The sequence below is a fragment of the Methylobacterium sp. M6A4_1b genome (genome assembly GCF_053345175.1).
On sequence record NZ_JBKEZQ010000028.1, the window covers coordinates 14410 to 35570 of the forward strand.

19 protein-coding genes are annotated in these 21161 nt (G+C 71.7%); 5 read left to right on the forward strand and 14 right to left on the reverse strand.

Annotation, left to right across the window (positions count from 1 at the left end; genetic code table 11):
• Nucleotides 1-38: 38 nt before the first annotated feature.
• The 4 genes from ACLBWX_RS19695 to ACLBWX_RS19710 form a co-directional block, all read right to left on the reverse strand.
• Entirely contained in the window at nt 39-3122 is a 3084-nt protein-coding gene (locus ACLBWX_RS19695) for an efflux RND transporter permease subunit (protein WP_447678685.1), read from the reverse strand.
• Between the two features lie 172 nt (nt 3123-3294).
• Nucleotides 3295-4539, reverse strand: coding sequence for an efflux RND transporter periplasmic adaptor subunit (locus ACLBWX_RS19700; RefSeq protein ID WP_447678686.1), 1245 nt, complete (start codon nt 4537-4539; stop codon nt 3295-3297).
• Nucleotides 4536-5165: a TetR/AcrR family transcriptional regulator gene (locus ACLBWX_RS19705; protein ID WP_447678687.1), complete on the reverse strand. Its 630-nt coding sequence runs from the start codon at nt 5163-5165 to the stop codon at nt 4536-4538. Before ACLBWX_RS19705 ends, ACLBWX_RS19700 begins: the two co-directional genes overlap by 4 nt.
• Nucleotides 5166-5167: 2 nt before the next feature.
• Complete coding sequence (locus tag ACLBWX_RS19710) at nt 5168-5401, reverse strand: hypothetical protein (protein WP_447678688.1); 234 nt, start codon at nt 5399-5401, stop codon at nt 5168-5170.
• Between the two features lie 308 nt (nt 5402-5709).
• Here ACLBWX_RS19710 and ACLBWX_RS19715 point away from each other — a divergent pair, with 308 nt between their 5' ends.
• From ACLBWX_RS19715 to ACLBWX_RS19725, 3 genes are all read left to right on the forward strand, one after another.
• On the forward strand, nt 5710-7515 hold the full coding sequence (locus ACLBWX_RS19715) for a glycoside hydrolase family 15 protein (protein WP_447678689.1): 1806 nt from the start codon (nt 5710-5712) through the stop codon (nt 7513-7515).
• An 85-nt stretch (nt 7516-7600) separates the two neighbouring features.
• Entirely contained in the window at nt 7601-7804 is a 204-nt protein-coding gene (locus ACLBWX_RS19720; RefSeq protein ID WP_056478157.1) for a hypothetical protein, read from the forward strand.
• Nucleotides 7805-7912: 108 nt separating this feature from the next.
• Complete coding sequence (locus ACLBWX_RS19725) at nt 7913-8791, forward strand: SDR family oxidoreductase (RefSeq protein ID WP_447678690.1); 879 nt, start codon at nt 7913-7915, stop codon at nt 8789-8791.
• A gap of 52 nt (nt 8792-8843) precedes the next feature.
• Here ACLBWX_RS19725 and ACLBWX_RS19730 read toward each other — a convergent pair whose 3' ends face one another.
• From ACLBWX_RS19730 to ACLBWX_RS19750, 5 genes are all read right to left on the reverse strand, one after another.
• Nucleotides 8844-9260, reverse strand: a complete 417-nt coding sequence (locus tag ACLBWX_RS19730; RefSeq protein ID WP_447678691.1) for a type II toxin-antitoxin system HicB family antitoxin — start codon at nt 9258-9260, stop codon at nt 8844-8846.
• Between the two features lie 57 nt (nt 9261-9317).
• Nucleotides 9318-9497 (reverse strand): type II toxin-antitoxin system HicA family toxin, encoded by a 180-nt coding sequence (locus ACLBWX_RS19735; protein WP_447678692.1) that lies wholly within the window; start codon nt 9495-9497, stop codon nt 9318-9320.
• 125 nt (nt 9498-9622) lie between these two features.
• Nucleotides 9623-11173 (reverse strand): GMC family oxidoreductase, encoded by a 1551-nt coding sequence (locus ACLBWX_RS19740; RefSeq protein WP_447678693.1) that lies wholly within the window; start codon nt 11171-11173, stop codon nt 9623-9625.
• A complete protein-coding gene (locus ACLBWX_RS19745; RefSeq protein WP_447678694.1) occupies nt 11170-12588 on the reverse strand; it encodes an alpha/beta fold hydrolase in 1419 nt (472 codons plus the stop codon). Before ACLBWX_RS19745 ends, ACLBWX_RS19740 begins: the two co-directional genes overlap by 4 nt.
• A 91-nt stretch (nt 12589-12679) precedes the next feature.
• A complete protein-coding gene (locus ACLBWX_RS19750) occupies nt 12680-13168 on the reverse strand; it encodes a MarR family winged helix-turn-helix transcriptional regulator (RefSeq protein ID WP_447678695.1) in 489 nt (162 codons plus the stop codon).
• 213 nt (nt 13169-13381) lie between these two features.
• On the opposite strand from ACLBWX_RS19750, the gene ACLBWX_RS19755 reads away from it, so the two are divergent.
• Nucleotides 13382-14479 carry a branched-chain amino acid aminotransferase gene (locus ACLBWX_RS19755; RefSeq protein WP_447678696.1) on the forward strand — a complete coding sequence of 366 codons (1098 nt, stop codon included), beginning with the start codon at nt 13382-13384 and terminating at the stop codon, nt 14477-14479.
• Nucleotides 14480-14819: 340 nt separating this feature from the next.
• On the opposite strand, the gene leuD is transcribed toward ACLBWX_RS19755, so the two are convergent.
• Nucleotides 14820-15428: a 3-isopropylmalate dehydratase small subunit gene (gene leuD, locus ACLBWX_RS19760; RefSeq protein WP_447678697.1), complete on the reverse strand. Its 609-nt coding sequence runs from the start codon at nt 15426-15428 to the stop codon at nt 14820-14822.
• A 2-nt stretch (nt 15429-15430) separates the two neighbouring features.
• Nucleotides 15431-16879, reverse strand: a complete 1449-nt coding sequence (leuC, locus tag ACLBWX_RS19765; protein WP_447678698.1) for a 3-isopropylmalate dehydratase large subunit — start codon at nt 16877-16879, stop codon at nt 15431-15433.
• Nucleotides 16880-17080: 201 nt separating this feature from the next.
• On the opposite strand from leuC, the gene ACLBWX_RS19770 reads away from it, so the two are divergent.
• Nucleotides 17081-18004, forward strand: coding sequence for a LysR family transcriptional regulator (locus tag ACLBWX_RS19770; RefSeq protein ID WP_447678699.1), 924 nt, complete (start codon nt 17081-17083; stop codon nt 18002-18004).
• Between the two features lie 4 nt (nt 18005-18008).
• Here the strand turns inward: ACLBWX_RS19770 and ACLBWX_RS19775 are convergent, their stop codons facing one another.
• The 3 genes from ACLBWX_RS19775 to ACLBWX_RS19785 all read right to left on the reverse strand — a co-directional run bounded on the left by ACLBWX_RS19775 (nt 18009) and on the right by ACLBWX_RS19785 (nt 21129).
• Nucleotides 18009-19121: a hypothetical protein gene (locus ACLBWX_RS19775; protein WP_447678700.1), complete on the reverse strand. Its 1113-nt coding sequence runs from the start codon at nt 19119-19121 to the stop codon at nt 18009-18011.
• A gap of 132 nt (nt 19122-19253) precedes the next feature.
• On the reverse strand, nt 19254-20258 hold the full coding sequence (locus tag ACLBWX_RS19780; RefSeq protein ID WP_447678701.1) for a glycosyltransferase family 4 protein: 1005 nt from the start codon (nt 20256-20258) through the stop codon (nt 19254-19256).
• Between the two features lie 31 nt (nt 20259-20289).
• Complete coding sequence (locus ACLBWX_RS19785; protein ID WP_447678702.1) at nt 20290-21129, reverse strand: hypothetical protein; 840 nt, start codon at nt 21127-21129, stop codon at nt 20290-20292.
• Nucleotides 21130-21161: the final 32 nt, after the last annotated feature.

A 21161-nucleotide genomic window follows, 5' to 3' on the forward strand; every position in this document is an offset into this window, starting at 1 on the left:
GTCCGGGGTGCCCCTGGGAGGGGGCGCCCCGCCCGGCCTCAGGCGTGGGGGACGGGCAGGGGCGCCTCGTCCGTCGCCCCGACGAAGCGGCCCAAGACCCGGCCGAGGACGGCGCCGAGGCTGTCCATCAGCAGGAACACCGCGGGCACGAAGACCAGCGAGAGCAGGGTCGAGACGATCAGGCCCGAGATCACCGCCACCGCCATCGGCGCCCGGAACTCGCCGCCGATGCCGAGCGCCATGGCCGAGGGCACCATGCCGGCCGCCATGGCGATGGTGGTCATCACGATGGGGCGCGCCCGCTTGCGGCCCGCATCGACGATCGCGGTGACCCGGTCGACGCCGCGGGCCATCTCCTCGACGGCGAAGTCCACCAGCATGATGGCGTTCTTCGTCACCAGACCCATCAGCATCAGGATGCCGATCACCACCGGCATCGAGATGGGCATGTTCAGGATCAGGAGGCCGAGGATGGCGCCGCCGATGGAGAGCGGCAGCGAGAACAGGATGGTGAGGGGCTGCAGGAACGAGCCGAACAGCAGCACCAGCACGGCGTAGACCATCATGATCCCGGCCCCCATCGCCATGAGGAACCCGGAGAACACCTCGGCCATGATCTCGGCGTCGCCCGTCTGCCGGATGGTGACGCCCGGCGGCAGGCTCTTCGCGGTCGGGGTCTCCAGCGCCTGGGCGATGAGGGAGCCGAGCGCGTCGGAGCCCTCCATGTTGGCCTCCACGGCCACGCGCACCACACGGTCGTAACGCTCGATGGCGCCGGGGCCCTGGTCGAGCTCGATGTCGGCGACGGCCGCGAGCGGCACGGCGGCGCCGTTCTTGGCCGGCACCTTGAGGTTCTCGAGGCGCGAGACCGCGCCCCGTGCACTCTCCGGCAGTTGCACCCGGATCGGCACCTGACGGTCGGGCGCGTTGAACTTCGCGAGATTCAGGCCGATGTCGCCGATGGTGCCGACCCGCACGGTCTCGGCGATGGCATCGGTGGAGACGCCGAGATCGGCGGCGGCGGCCTCCTTCGGCCGGATGCGGACCTCGGTGCGATTGAGGGGGGCCGTCGACATCACGGAGACGAGGTGGGGGATCGCCGCCATGTCGCGCTGAAGCCGGGCGGCGACCTCCGTGACGACGTCGACGTCGGGTCCGCCGACGACGAGAGCGAGGTCGCGCTGGCCGCCGTCGCGCAGCGTCCAGGAGCGGATGTCGGGTTCCTGGGCGAGCAGGCCGGCGATCTCGGTCTCGATGTCCGCCTGCTTGCGGCTGCGCTCACTCTTCGGCGTCAGGTTGACGATGAGGGTGGCGAGCCGGGTCTCCTTCTTGCCGCCGGCCTGCCGGCCGCCGTCGACGAAGACCGAGACCACTTCGGGCAGGGTCCGGATGCGGGCCACCACCCGGTCGGAGACCGCAACGGTGTCGGGGAGCCGCGCGCCCGGCGCGAGCTCGACCATGAACAGCGTGCGGGCATTGTCCTGCTTGGGCACGAACCCCGAGGGCAGCAGGCCGGTGGAGGCCAGGGAGCCGGCGAACAGCGCGAGGCCCACGATCAGCGTGACGACGCGGTGGCGCACCGACCAGCCGACGAGGCGCCCATAGGCGCGCATCACCGGCCCCTCGCGCTCCTCGGCATGGCCGTGGTCGCGCAGGAAATAGGCGGCCAGCATCGGTGTGATCAGGCGCGCCACGAGGAGCGACATGAACACCGAGACCGCGATGGTCAGACCGAACTGCATGAAGTAGCGCCCGGCGATGCCGCCCATGAACGAGACCGGCGCGAACACCGCGATCAGGGTCGCGGTGATGGCGATGACGGCGAGGCCGATCTCGTCGGCGCCCTCGATGGACGCGCGGTAGGGCGATTTGCCGAGCCGCATGTGGCGGACGATGTTCTCGATCTCCACGATGGCGTCGTCGACCAGGATGCCCGTCACCAGCGTGATGGCGAGCAGGCTGATCCCGTTGAGGGTGAAGCCCATGGCGTCCATCGCCCAGAAGGTCGGGAAGACCGAGAGCGGCAGGGCGATGGCGGCGATCAGGGTCGCGCGCCAGTCGCGCAGGAACAGGAACACCACGAGCACGGCGAGCGCCGCCCCCTCGATCAGGGTGTGCATCGCCGAATCGTAGGAGCCGATGGTGGCCGCCACCGAGGAGTCGATGGTCTCGAACTGGATGTCGGGATAGGCGGTCTTGAACTCGGCGATGCGCTTCTCGACGCCGGCCGCGACCTCCGCGTCGCTGGCGCCCGAGCCGCGGGAGACCGCGAAGGCCACCACCGGCTCGCCGTTGAAGCGCGCGAAGGTGCGGGGCTCCTCGATGGAATCCTCCAGGGTCGCCAGCTCATCGAGGCGGACCTTGCGGCCTCCGGGGAGCACGATCGAGGTGGCCTTGAGGTCGCGCAGCGAGCGCGAGGCGGCCAGCGTCCGGATCGACTGCTCGCGCCCGCCGACCTCGCCGCGCCCGCCCGCCATGTCGGCGGAGGTCAGCCGCAGCTGCCGGTTCACGTCGGCCGCGGTGATGCCCAGCGCCAGCAGGCGGTCGGGGAGCAGGGTGACGCGCATCTCGCGGGCGACGCCGCCGACGCGCTCGACGCCGCCGACGCCCTTCACGCCCTGGAGGGAGCGGGCGACCTTGTCCTCCACGAACCAGGACAATTCGGCCGGCGTCATGCCGGGCGACTTCACGCCGTAGATCAGGATCGGCAGGCCGGTGATCTCGACGCGCTGGATCACCGGCTCGTCGATGGTGCGGGGCAGGTTGATGCGGATCTTCGAGACCGCGTCCTTGACGTCGTTGACGGCCCGGTCGGTGTTCACCTCCAGGCGGAACTCCACCGTGGTCGTGGACGAGCCCTCCGTGATGGCGGAGGTGATGTGCTTGACCCCGCGCACGCCGGCGATCGAATCTTCGACCCACTTCGTCACCTGGGTCTGCAACTCGGCGGGAGCCGACCCGCTCTGCGTGATCGTCACCGAGACGATCGGCACGTCGACGTTGGGCATCCGCGTCACCGCGAGGCTGCGGAAGCTGACGAGGCCGAGCACGATCAGCACAAGGAACAGCACGAGGGGCGCGATCGGGTGGCGGATCGCCCAGGCGGAAATGTTCAGGCGCATGCGGCGACTCGATGGGGGTTGGAGGCAGGGGTCATGCGCGCGTTCCCCCCTCCGGGAGACGGTGGACCGCGAAGCGGGTCGGGCGAGGGGAGCGCGCTGACCGGAGAGGTCGCCCCCTCTCCCGGTCGCTCCGGGACCGCCCGTCCCCCGGAGGGGGGGGGAGGGTTTGGTGTCAGGGCGTGCCGGCCTCGGCGGTCTCACGCGGAGAGGGCGCGGCGGCCACGGCCGGCTCCGGCACGGCCAGCGTCACCGGGCGGACCCGGTCGCCGTCGCGCAGGAAGCTGCCGGCCCGCGCCACCACGCGCTCGCCGTCGGCGAGCCCGGCGCGGATCTCGATGTCGTCGTCGTCGGACAGGCCGGTGCGGACCTCGCGGGCCTCGACCACGTCGTCGGCGACCACCAGGACGGAGCTGCGCTTGGCCCCGCCATACAGCACGGAGGCCTGCGGCACGGTCACGCCGCGGGTGCGGGCGAGCTCGACGGCGCCGCGCGCGAAGGTGCCGATGCGCAGGCGCGGGTCCGGCTCCAGGCGGATTCGGACCTTGCCGAGGCGGGTCGCGCGGTCGACTTCCGGGTAGACGGTCCGTACGCTGCCGGCCAGGCGAACGCCGTCGCCGAGGTCGATCCAGGCCGGGGCGTTCTCGCGCAGCTGCGGCAGCTTAGTCTCGATGACCTCGCCCTCCAGCTCGATCTCGCCCCGGGCGATCAGGCGGAACAGGGGCTCGGCCGAAGCCGAGGCGGCCAGACCCACCCGGGCGGTGCGGCGGCTGACGATGCCGGCCTCCGGCGCGCGGATCTCGGCGCGGGCCAGGCGCAGGTTCAGTTCATCCAAAACGGCCCGGGCCTGGGCGAGGTCGGCCCGGGCGATGCGCAGGCCGTTGCGGGCGAAGGCGAGCTTGCCCTCGGCCTGGCGCAGGCTCGCGGTGCGGCCCTCCATCACGGCCGCGGTGGCGTTGCCGGTCCTGAGGAGCTGCTGGACACGCTCATAGGAGAGGCGCGCCTCGGTCTCGGCTGCCTCCGCCTGCTCGATGCTGCTCTGGGCCTGGGGCACGGCGGCCTCGGCCTTCTCCACCAGCGCCGCCTGCTGGGCGAGCTGGCGGTCGATGAGGTCGCGCGAGAGGCGGGCGAGCACCTGGCCGCGGGCCACCCGAGCGCCTTCCTCGACCAGCACCTGGGTGACCCGGTAGCCCTCGATTTCGGGTGTCACCAGGATCTCGTCCCGTGGGACCAGGGTGCCGGTGACGACCACCGACTCGACGATCTCCCGCCGCCTGGCATCGACCACGCTGATCGTCGGCACGAGGCTGACCTTCACCGGCTGGCCGGAGCCGGCCGGGGGCTGAGCCGAACCCGCGAGGGTCGCGGAGGCCGGCAGCGCCAGGGCGAGCAGGGCGAGGCCGAGGCGGGCGGCGATCATGGGCGGAGTTCCGTGGCGGGGAAGGGGGCACGGCCGGCGAGCCCGGCCTCGATGAGGACCTGGAGTTGCGCCACGGCGGATCCCGTGTCGAAGTCGGGCAGGATGGCCCGGCTCAGGACAATGCCCTTCAGCTGGGGCGCCAGCAAGTCGTAGAGGGCAACCGGATCGCAGTCCGGTGCGGTGGCGAGGTCGGCGAAGGTCTCTTCGAACCAGGTCCGGGCCTCCGCCTCGGTCTCCGCCGTCAGGGCGGCGATCGCCGGGTTGCGGGTGCCCTCGGACCAGATTTCGAGACGCAGCACCGCCGCCTCCCGGGTCAGGGCGCCGAAGTACTGCCCGAGCACGCCGAACAGCGCGCCGCGCCGGTCACCCTCCTGCTGAAGGCGCGTCACCAGCTGGGCGCCGCTGATCCGCTCGCGCGCGACGAGGCCGAGGACCAGCGCCTCCTTGGAGCGGAAGTAGTGGTAGAAGTTGCCCGCCGTCATGCCGGCCTCGCGGGCGAGATCCTGCATCGTGGTACGGTGGAACCCGTTGCGCACGAAGCAGGCGCACGCCGCGTCGAGAATCTGTTCCCGGCGCGCGGCCTGGCTGGCGCGGGCATCGATCAGGGTGCCGATCGGCGAGGCCATGGTCAGGAGACCTTGCCGCCCGCCGCCGGGGCGACCACCCGGCAGGCGGCGACCGAGGCATCCGCATCGGCACAGAGCCGGGCCTGCCAGCCCACCGCCCCGTTGCCGGTCCAGGCGATCAGCGCAGCCCATCCGAGCAGCAGGACGGCTCCGAGCAGCAGGTGCTCCGGCGCGACGAAGGCCCGTACTTTTCGAGCCAGCGCCTGAACCGGAACGGTCTCGTATGTCCGCTGCATCGCAACCTCCTACCGACCATGCCGTCATATTGAATGTTCATTCACTAGTCAATGAGCGTTCATTTCAGGTGTGTCGTTCGGCACGGCCTCGCGGCTCCCCGTGACGGTCAAATCGTTCGGCGTAGGGCGCCGTGTCAACGTGAAGCAAGCCCGAGCCGGAACGAGGATGCGCCGCACGGGTTCGAGCAGACCCCGCGGAGGATCCGGGTCGGCCCGGTTCGGACATACGCGACGCGCACGGACTGCCCGTGGCGCCACGCCCGGCCCCGTCCGGGACCGTCCGCTCACCATCCGAGGTCGCCCGCGCCGTGCTGAAGCCTTTTCCCCGCGAGGGCGGTGCCGTCGCCCGCACCGACGGATTCCTTCCGATCGAAGGCTACGCGGCCATCGGCGAGGGCCGCTCGGTGGCGCTCTCGGGGGCCGACGGATCCATCGACTGGTGGTGTTGCCCCAACCTCGATTCACCGCCGCTGTTCGACCGCCTGCTCAGCCCGGAGGAGGGCGGCTACTTCGCGATCACGCCGGAGGAGCCCTTCACGGCCGAGATCGGCTACCGCGACGGCAGCAACGTCCACGAGACCGTCTTCACCACGAAGACCGGGCGGGCGCGCCTCACCGAGAGCCTGAACAGCGGCCCGGCCGGACGCCTGCCCTGGGCGGAACTCGCCCGCCGGATCGAGGGCCTGGAGGGGCACGTGCGCTTCCGGGTTTCGCTGGTGTTCGGCACGCGGGGCGACACGGCGGCTCCCTACCTCTCCGGCAACAGCAACGGCACCGCCTTCCACGTCGCCGGCATGATGGGCCTGTTCCGCACCAGCGACGGCGTCCGGATCGAGACGGAGAACGACCACGCCATCTCGGGCTTCGTCGAGGTCCGGGCGGGCCAGCGGGAGATCGTCGCCATCGTGGCGGCCGAGAACCAGCCCCTGGTGGTGGCACCGATCGGCGAGATCGACGGGCGCATCGACGTGTCGTGCCAGGAATGGCGGGACTGGACCGAGCGTCTCGCCTATCGAGGCCGCTACGCCGAGCCCGTCGAGCGCAGCGCCCTGGCGCTGAAGCTGCTGCTCTACTCGCCCACCGGGGCGATCGCGGCGGCGGCCACCAGTTCCCTCCCCGAGGGCATCGGCGGATCCAAGAACTACGATTACCGCTACGCCTGGATCCGCGACGCCGGCTACGTCATCAAGGCCTTCCTGCGCCTCGGCGCGCAGGCCGAAGCCAACGCGGCCCTGTCCTGGCTGATGCGCCACATCGGCGAGCACGGGGCGCAGGTGCTCTACACCCTCGACGGCGGGTGCGTACCCGGCGAGCGGGACATCGACCTGGCCGGGTATCGCGGCTCGCGTCCCGTGCGCACCGGCAACGCCGCCACGAGCCAGCACCAGCACGGCATCTACGGCGACATCTTCGAGACCGCGGAGCGCTTCGTCGCCGACGGCAACATGCTCGATCTGCGCACCGGGACGCTGCTCGCCCAGCTCGCCGACCAATGCGCCGAATCCTGGAAGCTCAAGGATGCGGGCATCTGGGAGCTGCCGGATGCCGAGCACTATACCGGCTCCAAGATCAGCTGCTGGCAGGCGCTGGCCCGGGCGGTGGAACTCGCCGATGGCGGACACCTCCCTGGCACGTGCCGCGAGCGCTGGGCCCGCGCCCGCGACCGGGTCGCGGAGTGGATCGACCGGAACTGCTGGTCGGAGGCGAAGCAATCCTACGTCATGCATCCCGGCACCGAGAAGCTCGACGCCTCCCTGGCGCTGGCCGTACGCTTCCGGTTCGGCAACCCCGAGCGCCTCGCGGCGACCTGCCGGGCCATCGACCGGGAGCTGGGGCGCGGCCCCTACCACTACCGCTACACCGGCGCCGAAGCGGAGGAGGGCTGCTTCCTCGCCTGCACGTTCTGGCTCGTGGAGGCCAAGGCGCTCCTCGGTGAACCGGAGGAGGCGCAGACGGCGTTCGAGGCCCTGGTAAAGGCCCTCGACCGGAATTCCGGCACCTATTCGGAAATGGCCGACCCGGCGACCGGCGCCTATCTCGGCAACCTGCCGCAGGGGCTGACCCACCTTGCCCTGATCCAGGCCGCCGCCACCCTGTCGGGCCTCAGCCTCTGAGGCTGCGGCATTCGGCGGGAGCATCGGTCGCAGATCCGACCCCCGCCCTGCCGCGTTCCCGGAGGCCACAACAGGAGACGGCAGCATGGCCAAGGCCACGGACAAGACGACGGACGTGACGACCTACACCCTCAAGCAGGCCCTGGCGGCACGGGTCGACGATCACGTGGAGATCGCGGTCGAGGCCGAGGACGGCACCCGGTTCAAGATCCGGGCGACCTCCGACCAGCTCGACGCCCTCACGGGCGACCTCGAGACCATCCTCGAGGCCGACGACGCGGACGCCTGACGACGTCCGGGGCCCGCGACCCCGCGGGCCCCTTTCGCTCCAAGACAACCCGCGAAATCAACTCGCGAAGACAAGCACCGAAGACAGCACCGGAAGGCCCTCAAGCCGATGACCATCGATCCCCGTGACGCCGGCCCGCGGCCGCCCTTCCCCGGCGACCAGCAACAGGAGCGGCCGGGCCTGACCTCGCGGATGCGTCCGGCCCCCGACCACGGCGAGACGAGCTACGTCGGCAAGGGGCTCCTCACCGACCGGGTCGCCTTGGTGACCGGAGGCGATTCCGGCATCGGCCGCGCGGTGGCCATCGCGTATGCCCGCGAGGGCGCCGACGTGGCGCTCTCGTATCTGCCGGTCGAGCAGTCCGATGCCGAGGACACGGCCGCGTGGGTGCGCAAGGCGGGCCGGCGGGTCCTGCTCCTGCCCGGAGACCTGCGCGACCCGGCCCATTGCCGCGACCTCGTCGCGCGCACCGTGTCCGAGCTCGGCGGCCTCGACATCCTCGTCAACAACGCCGCCGCGCAGGTGGTCAACGAGACGCTCGACGACGTGACGCCGGAGGACCTCGAGGGTTCGTTCCGCGCCAACGTGTTCGCGATGCTCTACCTCGCCCAGGCGGCCGTGCCGCACATGAAGCCGGGCTCGGCCATCGTGAACTCCACGAGCCAGCAGGCCAAGGTCGCCGACAAGACCATGCTGGTCTACGCCTCCACCAAGGGCGCCATCGCGAGCCTGACCATCGGCCTGTCCAATCTGCTGGCACCCCAGGGCATCCGGGTGAACTGCGTCGCCCCCGGCCCGGTCTGGACCCCGATCCAGCCCATCGTGAAGAGCCCCGAGCAGATCGAAGCCCTCGGCGCCGACACGCCCCTCGGCCGCGCCGGCCAGCCCGCCGAACTCGCCCCCGCCTACGTGCTCCTCGCCTCGCGCGAGGGCAGCTACATGACCGGGGCGCTGGTGCCGGTCACGGGTGGAACGCCGATGTATTGAGAGGGTTCGACGCGGTTTCGTTCGGCGAGCCATCGCCGACGCACTGTCAGTCTCAAGCGTCGATGACGCTGGTCAGAGCAGATTCGATGAGCGCCGAACGGGTGAGGCCGCGGGCTTGCGCCGTCTCGTCGGCCTGCAGCAGCATCGCCTTGCTGATGGTGATGTTCACGCGGACTCGATCGGTCGGAAGGTGGCGTGGAAAGATCAGCTGCGGGAGGCCTTCGGCGTCCTTGGGCGTCCGGCTCTCGAGAAACTGAACCATGCTACGTCCTTCGGGTACCGGCTCCCGATCCGCGCGCAGGGCCGCCAAGTGGCCGGAAAGGGCTTCGCGTGCCGCCACCACCGCGTCCTCGAAGGTGTCACCGCCAGTGACGCATCCCGGCACGTCGGGAAAGGTGACCCCCCAATCCGAATCGCCTTCCGGGGGGTGGATGAGCGCGACATAGCCGTGGTTGCTGGGTGCTTTCATGACGTTCGCTCCTGCAGCGAGAAGGGCTTCCGGGACATCGTTATGGATGCCCTTGCGCTAGAGACCTGCCGCTTCCCGGATGCTCCTCACCGTCTTTGGATGCATATCCTTCTTCGGATGGGGAATAGTGATCTTTCCCGGCCGGGTTGGATGCTTGAAGTGCCGGTGACTGCCGGTCGTCGAATGCCAAACCCAGCCGGCGGCCACGACCTCCCTGATGAGGCCCCTGGAATCCATCGCCGCCCAGCCGTCCTTCGTATGTATGGCATACACACGATGGGTCCGGATGACAAACGGATCCGCTCCGTGGAAGCGGTCGGGGGCCGCCGGGTCGAATTCCGTTTTCGCTTATGCTCAGCCGATCAGCGTCCCGCCTTCAGGAACGCCTCGGCGCTGCGGAGGCTCAGCGCCATGATCGTCAGGGCCGGGTTGGCGGCGAGCGAGCTCGGGAAGGTCGAGCCGTCGCAGACCCAGAGGTTCGGGACCTCGAAGGTGCGGCCGAAGGGATCGACCACCGCCGTGTCGCCGTCGCGGCCCATGCGGCAGGTGCCGATGGTGTGGGCGACGCGCTCCAGTGTCCAGAGATCCGTCGCCCCCGCCGCCGCCCAGACACGGTTCAGGAAGCGGGTCGCGTGAGCGTTGAGCCGCTTCTCGTTCTGGCTGTAGCCGAAGCTGATCGCGGCCTTGCGCATGCCCAGCGCATCGACCTCGTCGGACAGGGTCAGCACGTTGGCGTCGCAGGGCAGGGTCTCGCCGTTGATGCCGATGCCCGCCATGTGGTTGTAGCGGGCGAGTTGGTCGGCCAGGGCCCGGCCCCAGAGCTTGCGGCCCCGTGTCAGGGAATTGGCGAAGGTCAGCGGCACCACCCCGAGGCTCTGGACGAGGTAGCCGCCGGCGAAGTCCGCGTCCGCCGGGCGGATCATGTCCTCGGTGATGAGCGAGGAGGGATAGCCCTTGTTCATCCGCATCTCGGGCTCGAAGGTGCCCCAGACCTGGGTCGCGACGTGCCCCATGTAGTTTCGGCCGACCTGGCCGCTGCCGTTGGCGAGGTCGAGATGCAGGAGCAGGCGCGCGGATTCCACCGAGCCGGCGCAGAGGAAGACGTTGCGGCAGGGCTGGCGACGATCGATGCCGCCCTGGCGGTAGATGACCGCCGTCACCCGTCCGTCCTTCGCGCGTTCCACACCGTGGACCCGGGCCTCGGCCCGGATCTCGGCCCCGTGATGGAGGGCGAGGGGCAGGTAGGTGACGTCCATGCTGGTCTTGGCGCCGGTGCGGCAGCCCTGGTGGCAGTAGCCGCAATTGATGCAGCCGGGCCGCGTCGGACCGTGCTCCTGGGCGAAGGCGCGCGAGACCACCGCCGCCGGCGCGTCGGCGAAGCGCACGCCGAGGGCTGCGCAGGCGCTCGCCATGGCCTGGGCCGGAGCGTTGCGGGCGACGGGACTTAAAGGATAGGCGCGGGTCTCGTCCCAAGGATAGGCGGCCGGGCCGGAGACACCGATGAAGGCCTCGACGCGCTCGTAGAACGGCAGCAGCTCGGCATGGTCCAGGGGCCAGTCGACGCCCTCGCCGGTCTCGGTATGGAGGCGCAGGTCCCGGGCGTCGGCCCGGGGCGTGAAGGCGCCCCAATGCAGGGTCGAGCCGCCGACGCCGGTGCCGCTGTTGTTGCCGCCGAAGGCCTCGGGCGTCGAGCCGCCGCTGAGCCGCTCCTCGGTCCAGTAGATCTCGTCGGCCAGGGTCTCGTCGAAGGCGAATCCCTTGGGGTCGAAGTTCGGTCCCGCCTCCAGGGCGACGCAGGAGAGGCCGGCCTGGGAGAGGCGCGCCAGCAGGGGTGCGCCACCGGCGCCGGTGCCGATCACCACCGCGTCGACGGTCTCGGAGGTTGCGTGGCGACGCATCGCGTCGAGGTTCATCGGGCGGTCTCCAGGGGGGCGTTCGGTTCCCAGCTCTCGCGTTGGCCGATGCCGACCGCGCGGAAGCCCGGCAGGGGGTCGGTGTCGCCGCCGGCGCCGATGCCGCCGAAGCTCATGCGGGCCAAGGCGACGGGATGAGCGAGATAGGTGCGGGCCACGTCCGCGCGCAGGTCCTCGAACCAGAAGCCCATCTGCTCCGCGTCGAGGTCGCCCGAGACCGCACCGGTCTCCAGGCTTCCGAGCATCGCATCCTGCGCCTCGGCCTCGAGGACGACGAAGGGCGCGTCGTGCGCGGCACGGGCGGCGGCGTCCAGGGTCCTGAGAGCGCACCGGTAGGCCTCCGGGTCGGGCGGAAGCCGGGCGAAACGCCAGCCATCCCCGGCCCCGCTCGCCAGCCGCGCGTCGATGCGGGCCGCGAAATCGATGGTCGCTGCACCGTCCTGCGGCAGCACCCGGGCGCAGGCGGCCCTCAGGATGGCGAGACCGACGGGGTCGAGGGCTCGGGGCTGGTAGGCCGGGTCGTCCGGCTCGGCGCGCTGCAGCAGAGCCGCGCGCAGGCGGGCGTTCACGCGGTCCGACCGGATCAGGTCGGCATAGGCGTCCGGGAGCAAGGGCGCCTCGGCCCCCGTCGCGCTCGCTCCTGCCGCTTCTCCGGCCACGAGGCTTCGCACCGCCTCGGCCACCGCTTCGGGGCGCTCCAGCGGAATGAGGTGCCCGGTCCCGACAAGGGAGACGAGGCGGTGATGGGCGAGATGCGGTGCCGTCAGCGCGGCCTGGGCCGCCGGGCCGAGATCGGCATCCTCGACCCCCGCCAGGATGACCGCCGGGCTGCGCAGCACGCCGATGCGGGCGCACCAATCCTCACGGCTGCCCGACGTGAGCCAGAGCGTCCAGGCCGCGGGGCTGGCGCGCAGCACATCCGCCACGGTCCGCGCCATCCGATCCGGGTCGAGGGGCGCGGCGACGTTCGCGGCGACGAAGGCCTCGGCCTCCCGCTGCCGGGTCTCGGAATCGGCGTCGATCCAGGCGATCATGGCGGCGCGCCTGTCCTCGGCCATGGGCTCGGGGGAGGGCGGCGAGCCCGCCATGAGCACGAGGCCGGCGAGACCTTCGAGGCCGGACGCGCCGTCCTCCGCCTGCCGGGCGACCGCCAGGGCGACCTTGGCGCCCATGCTGTTGCCGGCCAGCAGCCACCGGCCCGGCGCATCGGCACGGATCCGGGCGGCCACACCCTCGGCCATCGCGGCGACGTCCCGTCCGGGACCGGCGCCGTCCGCGCCGAAGCCGGGCAGGTCGAGGGCGACGCAGGTCACCGCGTCCGCGAGGTGTTGCGACACCGTCTCGAAAGTCCCGGCACTGCCACCGAGGTAATGTAGGCAATATAAGACCGGGCGGTCGGATGGTTTGACGGGCATAGGCTCGAAAGAGCGCGCGGCGTCGTCTCTTCAAGTCATCGGGGACGCGGCGTTCGGCAGCAGCCCGGGCGCGGAACGAACGCCCGCGCCGCTAGCGGGGCGCGGAGGCCTGCAGGGCCGCGAAGACGCGCAGGCTCGCCTCGAGATCGGCTGTGCTGACCTCCGCGAAGACCTCGGCGCGGAGCCGGGCGAGGTCGGCCTCCATGCGGGCGACCACGGCCGTGCCGGCGGGCGTCAGGCTGAGCACCTTCGCCCGGCGGTCGGTCGGATCCTCGCGGCGGAGGGCGAGGCCGGCCTCGCAGAGCTGATCGAGGAGGCGCACCAGCGACGGACCCTCGATGCCGACGGCCTCGGCGAGGGCGTTCTGGCGCGGGGCGCCGTCGAGGCGGGCGATCATGATCAGCGGAACCGCCGTGGCGTCCGAGAGGCCGTGCGCCTCCATCACGGCGTTGGCGGCGCGGCGCCAGTGCCGACCCGTCAGCAGCAGCGTATGGGTGTAGGCGAGGCGGAGCTGATCCAGGCTCCGGACAGACGGCAATTCGGCAGGCGGCAGGTCCGCGGGCGGTTTTCGGGACGACACGCGCGAGGCTCCTGCGAGCACCGGCCCGTGGGCGGGCCGGTGCTCTTTTCGTTTGCGTATTATTAGGATGCAAGCCGTTTGATCGCAAGCGGACATCGTCGTATCAGGGCACCAGCACACGTCTCGCCGTCCGGCCGCATCCGGCGGCCCGCGCCGTGGCTGGCGCCGCACCGGCCCTTGATTGATCCGACGAGACGTAAGTAAGGACTGACGATGAGCGCCCCCGACGACCTCTCCTTCACCACGCAGCCGCATGCCTCGCCCGTCTCGCCGGAGCGTCGGGCCGAACTCCTCGTCGATCCCGGTTTCGGGCGGGTGTTCACCGACCACATGGTGACCATCCGCTACGTCGAGGGGCGCGGCTGGCACGATGCCCGCGTCGAGGCGCGCGCGCCGATCTCCCTCGATCCGGCGGCGGCGGTTCTGCACTACGCCCAGGAGATCTTCGAGGGGCTGAAGGCCTACCGCACCGCCGATGGCGGCGCCGCCCTGTTCCGGCCGGAGGCGAACGCCCTGCGCTTCCGCCGTTCGGCCGAGCGCCTGGCGATGCCGCCCCTGCCCGACGCCGTCTTCGTCGAATCGGTCAAGCGGCTCGTCAGCGCGGATCGCGACTGGATCCCCTCGAGCGAGGGCGGCAGCCTGTATCTCCGCCCCTTCATGATCGCCAGCGAGGTGTTCCTCGGGGTCAAGCCGTCCTCGGAATACCTCTACCTCGTCATCGCCTCGGCGGTGGGCGCCTACTTCAAGGGCGGCTCCGAGACCGTGACCGTCTGGGTCTCGCAGGACCAGACCCGCGCGGCGCCCGGCGGCACCGGGGCCGCCAAGTGCGGCGGCAACTACGCCGCCAGCCTGCGCGCCCAGGCGGCGGCCGTCGAGCATGGCTGCGCCCAGGTGGTGTTCCTCGACGCGATCGAGCGCCGCTGGGTCGAGGAGCTCGGCGGCATGAACATCTTCTTCGTCTTCGACGACGGCTCGATGGTCACCCCACCGCTGAGCGACACCATCCTGTCGGGCATCACCCGGGACTCGATCCTGACCCTGGCCCGGGCCGACGGCATCGCCGTCGCGGAGCGGCCCTATTCCATCGACGAGTGGAAGGCGGACGCCGCCAGCGGACGCCTGCGCGAGGTCTTCGCCTGCGGCACCGCCGCGGTGATCACCCCCGTGGGCACGGTGCGCAGCGCGGATGGCGCGTTCTCGGTCTCGGACAACGTCGCCGGCCCGGTGACGAAGCGCCTGCGCTCGGCCCTCGTGGACATCCAGCGCGGCAACGCCCCCGATCCCCACGGCTGGGTCACGCGGGTGTACTGAGCCGGCCGCCGCCGGTTCGGGCACAGCGGCACGCACGTCGGATCGGCGATCCGTGGGTCGGGCGGGGGTCTCCTCTCCTTCCAGGCAGGGCGATCGCAGATCGCTCCCCCCCCCGTCATTCCGGGTCGCCGCAGGCGAGCCCGGAATCCAGATCCGCCGACAGCGTCAGACCTTGCACGACCTGCGTGTCTGGATCCTGGGCTCCGCTGCGCGGCTCCAGGATGACGCGGCGGTGACGCAGCCATGACGAACAGCGGACCGCCTTCTGCGTTCGCCCTGCCTTCTTGGAGAGAGGGCAAGGGGGCATCCCAGACGCTTGCGTCGCGATGAGGAACCCGGCTCAGGCGAGCCAGGGCCGGGCCGCGAGGTGCCGGGCCTGGAACGCCCGGATCGCGTCCGCGTGGTCGAGGGTGGCCCCGATCGCGTCGAGGCCGCGGACGAGGTGATCCTTGCGCCGAGCCGGAATGTCGAAGCGCTGCACCGCGCCGTCCGTGGTGGTGATGGTCTGGGCCGGCAGGTCGATCGTCATGCGGTTGCCCGCGGGGTCCGCCGCCCGGGCCGCGAGCTCGGCGAGGGGACCGGGCGCCAGCTCGATCAGCAGCAGGCCGTTATTGGCGGCGTTGTCGGCGAAGATGCCGGCGAAGCTGGTGCCGATGACCGCGCGGATGCCGCCCTGGAGCAATCCCCAGACCGCGTGCTCGCGCGAGGAGCCGCAGCCGAAATTCGGGCCGACCACGAGGATGCACGCGCCCTGCCACTCGGGCCGGTTCAGGACGAAGTCCGGGCGCGGCTGCCCCGGGCCGACGTAGCGCAGGTCGTGGAAGGTCGCCGCGCCCAGGCCCTCCCGGTCGATGCCTTTCAGGAACTGCTTGGGCATGATGACGTCGGTGTCGATGTTGGCGCCGGGCAGGCCGGCGGCCGGACCCGAGAGGACCGTGAAGGGCTGCATGGTCAGGTCTCCGGCGCGAGGCGGTTTTCCGGCGCGAAGCGGCGGCTGTCGGTGAGATGGCCGGCGATGGCCGCGGCCGCCACCATGGCGGGGCTCATCAGGTGGGTGCGCCCGCCCGCACCCTGGCGGCCTTCGAAGTTGCGGTTGGTGCTGGAGGCACAGCGCTCGCCCGGCGCCAGCACGTCGTCGTTCATGGCGAGGCACATCGAGCAGCCGGATTGGCGCCACTCGAAGCCGGCGTCGAGGAAGATCCGATCGAGGCCCTCCGCCTCCGCCGCCCGGCGCACGCTGGAGGAGCCGGGCACCACCATGGCCTGGACCCCCTGCGCGACCCGCCGGCCGCGCACGAGGGCGGCGGCCTCGCGCAGGTCGGAGAGCCGGGCGTTGGTGCAGGAGCCGATGAAGGCGCGCTGGATCGGGATGGCCTCGAGGGGCGTGCCCGGCACCAGATCCATGTAGGCCAGCGCCCGGACCATGTCCCGACGCCGGGCCGGATCGGGCTCGGCCGCCGGATCGGGCACGCGGCCGTTGACCGGACCCGCCTGGTCGGGGCTGGTGCCCCAGGTCACCATCGGGTCGATCGACGCGGCGTCGAGGGCGACCTCGCGGTCGAACACCGCGCCGTCGTCGCTGCGCAGGGTCAGCCAATGGGCGCAGGCGGCCTCCCAGAGGGCGCCCTTCGGAGCGCGGGGCTTGTCCGCCAGGTAGTCGAGCACCGTCCGGTCGGGAGCCATGACGACGCCGCGGGCGCCGCACTCGACCGCCATGTTGCAGATCGTCATGCGCCCCTCGACGGACAGGGCGTCGATCGCGGGGCCGGCGAACTCGACGGCGTAGCCCGTCGCCCCGTCGGCGCCGATCCGCCGGATCAGGGCCATGACCACGTCCTTGGCGGTGACGCCCGGCGCCAGGAGGCCCGAGACCGTGACCCGCAGGGTCTTCATCCGGCGGTACACCAGGGTCTGGGTGGCGAGGTAGTGCTCGATGTCGGAGGTGCCGATGCCGAAGCCGAGGGCGCCCAGGGCCCCGTAGGTGGTGGTGTGGCTGTCGCCGGCCGCCACGATCATGCCGGGCTGAACGAAGCCCTGCTCGGGAGCGACCACGTGCTCGATGCCCTGGAGCGGGTGCAGCACGTCGAGGAGTTCGATCCCGAAATCCCGGCAATTCTCGTCGAAATACGCGACCTGGCGCGCCCCGCCGGGATCGGGCATGGCGGCGACGCGCCGGGCCGCCGTGGGATTGACGTGGTCGACCACCGCCAGGGCGGCCTCCGGCCGCCAGACCCGGCGCCCGGCGGCGCGCAGGCCGCTGAAGGCCTGGGGGCTGGTGTACTCGTTGAGCACGGTGCGGTCGATGTAGAGGAGGACGCTGGCGCCGGGGCCTTCGGCGCCGTCGAGGCGGCGCACGGTATGGGCGTCCACGAGCTTGTCGTAGAGGGTGCGGGCCTGCATCGATCGGTTCTCGGCTGTGCGGAAACGGTGTCTCGGAACTGAACCCGATCCCGGACCGGGAGGCCAATGCCGATGCGGCATCACGTGATGCCGTGCCGCGCGGCCGGTTGATTCTCCGCCGGACCCCTCGCATTCTGGCGCCCTCCGGCAAGGCCCGAGACCCGAGCCCCCGAGACCCGAACCCCCGAGAGCGCACACGCGATGGATTCCGCCTGGCTGGAGGATTTCCTGGCCCTGGTCGATGGCGGCCACTTCTCCCGGGCCGCCGAGCAGCGCGGCATCACCCAGCCGGCCTTCAGCCGCCGGGTCCGTGCCCTGGAGGATTGGGTCGGCGGCCCGCTCTTCGACCGCGACAGCCAGCCCGTGACCCTGACCCCGGCGGGCCTGCGCTTCCGCCCGGTGGCGGAGGAGACCCTGCGCCGGCTCTACCAGGGCCGGGACGCCGCCCGCGCGGCCGGGCGCGCGGCCGCCGAGACCCTGCGCTTCGCCGCGACCCAGGCCCTGTCCCTGACCTTCTTCCCGCCCTGGCTGCGGGCCTTGGAGGCGCGCGAATCCTTCAACGCCACCGTGCATCTCACGGCGGCCCACATGGCCGCCTGCGAGCAGGTGATGCTGCGCGGCGAGGCGCAGTTCCTGCTCTGCCACCACCATCCCGTCGCGGCGAGCGTCCTGATGTCGGAGCCGTTCCGGAGCCTGCCCGTCGGCACCGACCGCCTCCTGCCCGTGAGCGCGCCGGTCCCCGGCGAGGCGACGCCGCTGTTTTCCCTGTCGGAGGCCTCGCGCACCCCGGTTCCGCTCCTCAGCTTCAGCGGCGAGTCCGGGATCGGGCGCATCCTGGCGGCCACGCGGGCGGTGGAGGAAAGCGGCACGCGGCTCAGCCCGAGCTTCACCTCGCACCTCGCCTCGGTGCTGGTGGCCATGGCCCGCGACGGACGGGGTCTCGCCTGGGCGCCGATGAGCCTGGTGGCCGACGACCTCGCCCGCGGCACCCTGGTGCGGGCCGCGGGCCCCGAGCGGGACATCGCCATCGAGATCCGGCTCTGCCGCGCCCGCGCCCGGCAGAGCCCGCCGGCCGAACGCCTCTGGACGGCGGTGGCGGGCGGGTCCGATTGGGCGGGGGGCTGAAGGATCAGGGCAGGGCGGCGCGCTTGCGCAGGATCATGTCGCCCCGGAACAGGAACTTCTGAGCGCGCTTGCCGGTGTCGACCTCGGTGGTGAAGACGTTGCCGCGGCTGTCCACCGCGAGGTTGTGGACCCAATGGAAGTCCCCGGCCATGCGGCCGTTGCGGCCGAAGGCGCCGAGGACCTCGCCGGTCTCGCGGCTCAGGGTGCGGACCTCGTTGTTGGCCCCGTCCGCGTTGAGCAGGTAGCTCTGGTCGGCGTCGGGCCAGAGCGCCAACTCCCAGACGGAGCCGTTGGCCCGGGTGTTCTTCTCGACGAAGAACTCCTTCACGAAGGTGCCGTCGCGGCGAAACACCTGGACCCGGTCGTTGGTGCGGTCGCAGATGTAGACCAGGCCGTCGCGGGCGATCTGCACGCAGTGGACGGGGTTGCGGAACTGCTGGGCCGGAGCCGCCGCCGGATCGTAGGCCGGCAGGGTCTCGTCGGTCGGCGGCTTGCCGTAGGCGCCCCACATCCGCTTGAAGACCCCCGTCTCGGCATCGAACACGATGACACGGTGGTTGAAGTAGCCGTCGGCGACGTAGAGTTCGTTGGTCTCGGGATCGACCTGCATGGCGGCGGGCTTGCCGAGCCGGCTGGTATCGAGGCTGTTGGTCTGAGGTCCCTGCTTGCCGATCTGCAGCACGAACTTGCCGTCGGGGGTGAACTTCAGGATCTGCCCGTCGGTCTCCCCGTTGCCGGCGAGCCAAACGAAGCCCTTGTGGTCGATGTGGATGCCGTGCTCGTTCTGGGGCCAGTCGTAGCCCTCGCCGGGGCCGCCCCAGCTGCGGATCAGGGTGCCGGCCTGATCGAACACCAGCACCGGGGGCGCGGGGAAGCAGCACTTGGTGCGCGGCGGGTTGAGGCTGGCCGCCTTCTCGTCGTCGGTGAGGGTGCGCGGGCGCTGCACCACCCAGATGTTGTCCTGCGCGTCGACGGCGACCCCCGAGGCCTGGCCCATGATCCACTGGTTCGGCAAGGGTTTAGGCCAGGCCGGTTCGACCTGGAACGCCAACGGGTCCGCGGACGCCACGCCCGCCCACGCGACCGCGATCGCGGCCAGACCAAGCCGAAGCCTCATGCTTTCCTCCCGATGCCGTCCGGTCTTGCCGACCGTGACGTGCACACAGTATTCGCGGCCGGCGGGAGGGCGTCCAGTCGCGGCGGGGCGGAGGCTTGTCGCCGGCCCCGATCTGTCACCCGGCCCGGCGCGTCAGGCGCTCGCGTGGGAGGGACCCCTCAGGACGGATTCCCACAGGATCGCCGCCCGCTCCCAGGTCAGGGCCCGGCGCTGCAGGAGCGCGCCGGCGCTGAGTTCCGACCAGAGGTCGTCCTGGGTGGCGAGGCCGACGACGGCCTCGGCGAAGGCCGCGTCCGTCCCGGCGACCCAGCCGTTCACGCCGTGCTGCACCCGTTCGGCGAGGGCGCCGATGCCGGCGGTCACCACCGGCAGCCCCATGGCCTGGGCCTCCGCCGCCGCGAGGCAGAAGGTCTCGTCGGGGGAGCCGGGGCAGACCATGGCGCGGGCGTTGCCGTAGAACGCCGCCAGGGCGGCGGCGCCCCGCCGAGGGTGGAACACCACCGGGCCGCGATCGTCGGGCGAGTCCGGCTGTTCCGAGCCGAAGACGTGGAGCTTCGCCCCCGAGGCGATCAGGGGCGCCGCGCTGCGCCAGAGCCGCAGCATCCGGTCGAGGCCGCGCTGGGGCTGGGACGCGTAGACGAAGTCCCGGCTGCGGCCCCGCGTCGGCTCGGACGTGCGGAAGACCGGCGAGACGCCGTGCGGGACGACGTGGCGGCGCCGGAACGGGTAGAGCGGCGACATGATCCGCGCCGCGAGGGTGCCGACGAACACGGCCTCCGGCCGCAGGGTCAGGAAGGGGAGGAGATAGCCCTTCCGCACGGCCTTCTCGACGTTCAGCGGATTGTGGACCCAGACGATGCCGCGCCGGCCCGGATGGGCGCGGAGCGGGCGCGGGTCGTTGCTGGTGACGACCGCGTCGGCCTCGCAGGCCGCCGCCTCCGCGAGCGGGATGTTGCGGACGCCGTCGCGCTCCACCGTCCCGCTCCGGCGCGTGGCCAGGGTCACGGTCCAGCCGCGCCGGGCCAGGGCGCGGGCGAGGGCGATGTTGGTGCTCTCGATGCCGCCGAGGCCGATCTCGGGGGGCGTGTCGAGGCCGAAGGCCACCGGCGTCGCGCAGATGAACAGGACCCGACGCATCGACATCTCCAGGGATCGCATGTCCGGCCGGTCAGAGGCCGAGGCTCCGGGCCTGCTGGCCGAGCCAGGAGGTGGCCGGGGGCGGGGCGTCGAGCCCGATCGACCAGAGCTTGCCGCGCCAGGCATGCACCGACACCGTCTCGGGCACGACGAGCGCCCGCGCCGCCCGGTCGTCCGCCTCGGCGAGGCGATGCGCCTCGTCGTCGCCGAGGGGATAGAACACCTCCCGCGCCCGGGCATGGTCCTCCAGGCGGAGCTCGCGCACGAAATAGGTGAGGGCGCGGGGGCCGATCGCCAGGCGCTCCGGGTGGAACGGGACGCGCTTGCCGACCAGCAGTTCCAGGCGCCGCTTCACCCGGATGTGGCCGGTGGCCCAGGGCGCGCGGATCGGCACCTTCGAGATCGCGTCCCAGTAGCGGGACACGAGCTCGGAATCCGGAGGCGCCGACAGGATCGCGTTGTTGAGCCGGCTCGCGTTGAGCCAACCGAACAGGTATTCCCCCGCCCCGCCCGGCGTCTCGAGGGGGCGCAGGAAGATGCAGTCGAGGTCCGACCAGATGCCCCTGCCGTCGCGGATCAGGCTGAGGCGCAGGTAATCGGCGTAGAAGGCGAGGACGCCGCGGCTGCGATAGAGGTCCGCCATGAGGTTCGGTCCGATCCCCTCGCGGGCATCGATCACCGTCCCCGGCAGCCCCTGCGCGCGCAGGGCCGCCACGTCGTGCGAATAGATGTGCAGGGGGTGCCCGGCCGCGACGATCGAGGCGGCACTGAGCCGTTCGAGCCAGGTCACCGGCCCTTCCCAGTAGGTCACGATGGTCCGGAGCGGGGTCGGTCCCCCGGAGGGAGCGGAGGTGGGCGCGGATCGACTCATTCCCCCCTCACGCCCTTCTCGCCATCGCCCGA

Coding starts and splice junctions, on each gene's coding strand:
- ACLBWX_RS19735 (WP_447678692.1), bottom strand. CDS start 9,497: ATGGATTCCAGGGGCCTCATCAGGGAGGTCGTGGCCGCCGGCTGGGTT.
- ACLBWX_RS19730 (WP_447678691.1), bottom strand. CDS start 9,260: ATGAAAGCACCCAGCAACCACGGCTATGTCGCGCTCATCCACCCCCCG.
- leuD (WP_447678697.1), bottom strand. CDS start 15,428: ATGCAGCCCTTCACGGTCCTCTCGGGTCCGGCCGCCGGCCTGCCCGGC.
- ACLBWX_RS19705 (WP_447678687.1), bottom strand. CDS start 5,165: ATGGCCTCGCCGATCGGCACCCTGATCGATGCCCGCGCCAGCCAGGCC.
- ACLBWX_RS19710 (WP_447678688.1), bottom strand. CDS start 5,401: ATGCAGCGGACATACGAGACCGTTCCGGTTCAGGCGCTGGCTCGAAAA.
- ACLBWX_RS19725 (WP_447678690.1), top strand. CDS start 7,913: ATGACCATCGATCCCCGTGACGCCGGCCCGCGGCCGCCCTTCCCCGGC.
- ACLBWX_RS19745 (WP_447678694.1), bottom strand. CDS start 12,588: ATGCCCGTCAAACCATCCGACCGCCCGGTCTTATATTGCCTACATTAC.
- ACLBWX_RS19755 (WP_447678696.1), top strand. CDS start 13,382: ATGAGCGCCCCCGACGACCTCTCCTTCACCACGCAGCCGCATGCCTCG.
- ACLBWX_RS19700 (WP_447678686.1), bottom strand. CDS start 4,539: ATGATCGCCGCCCGCCTCGGCCTCGCCCTGCTCGCCCTGGCGCTGCCG.
- ACLBWX_RS19775 (WP_447678700.1), bottom strand. CDS start 19,121: ATGAGGCTTCGGCTTGGTCTGGCCGCGATCGCGGTCGCGTGGGCGGGC.
- leuC (WP_447678698.1), bottom strand. CDS start 16,879: ATGCAGGCCCGCACCCTCTACGACAAGCTCGTGGACGCCCATACCGTG.
- ACLBWX_RS19720 (WP_056478157.1), top strand. CDS start 7,601: ATGGCCAAGGCCACGGACAAGACGACGGACGTGACGACCTACACCCTC.
- ACLBWX_RS19785 (WP_447678702.1), bottom strand. CDS start 21,129: ATGAGTCGATCCGCGCCCACCTCCGCTCCCTCCGGGGGACCGACCCCG.
- ACLBWX_RS19770 (WP_447678699.1), top strand. CDS start 17,081: ATGGATTCCGCCTGGCTGGAGGATTTCCTGGCCCTGGTCGATGGCGGC.
- ACLBWX_RS19780 (WP_447678701.1), bottom strand. CDS start 20,258: ATGCGTCGGGTCCTGTTCATCTGCGCGACGCCGGTGGCCTTCGGCCTC.
- ACLBWX_RS19695 (WP_447678685.1), bottom strand. CDS start 3,122: ATGCGCCTGAACATTTCCGCCTGGGCGATCCGCCACCCGATCGCGCCC.
- ACLBWX_RS19740 (WP_447678693.1), bottom strand. CDS start 11,173: ATGAACCTCGACGCGATGCGTCGCCACGCAACCTCCGAGACCGTCGAC.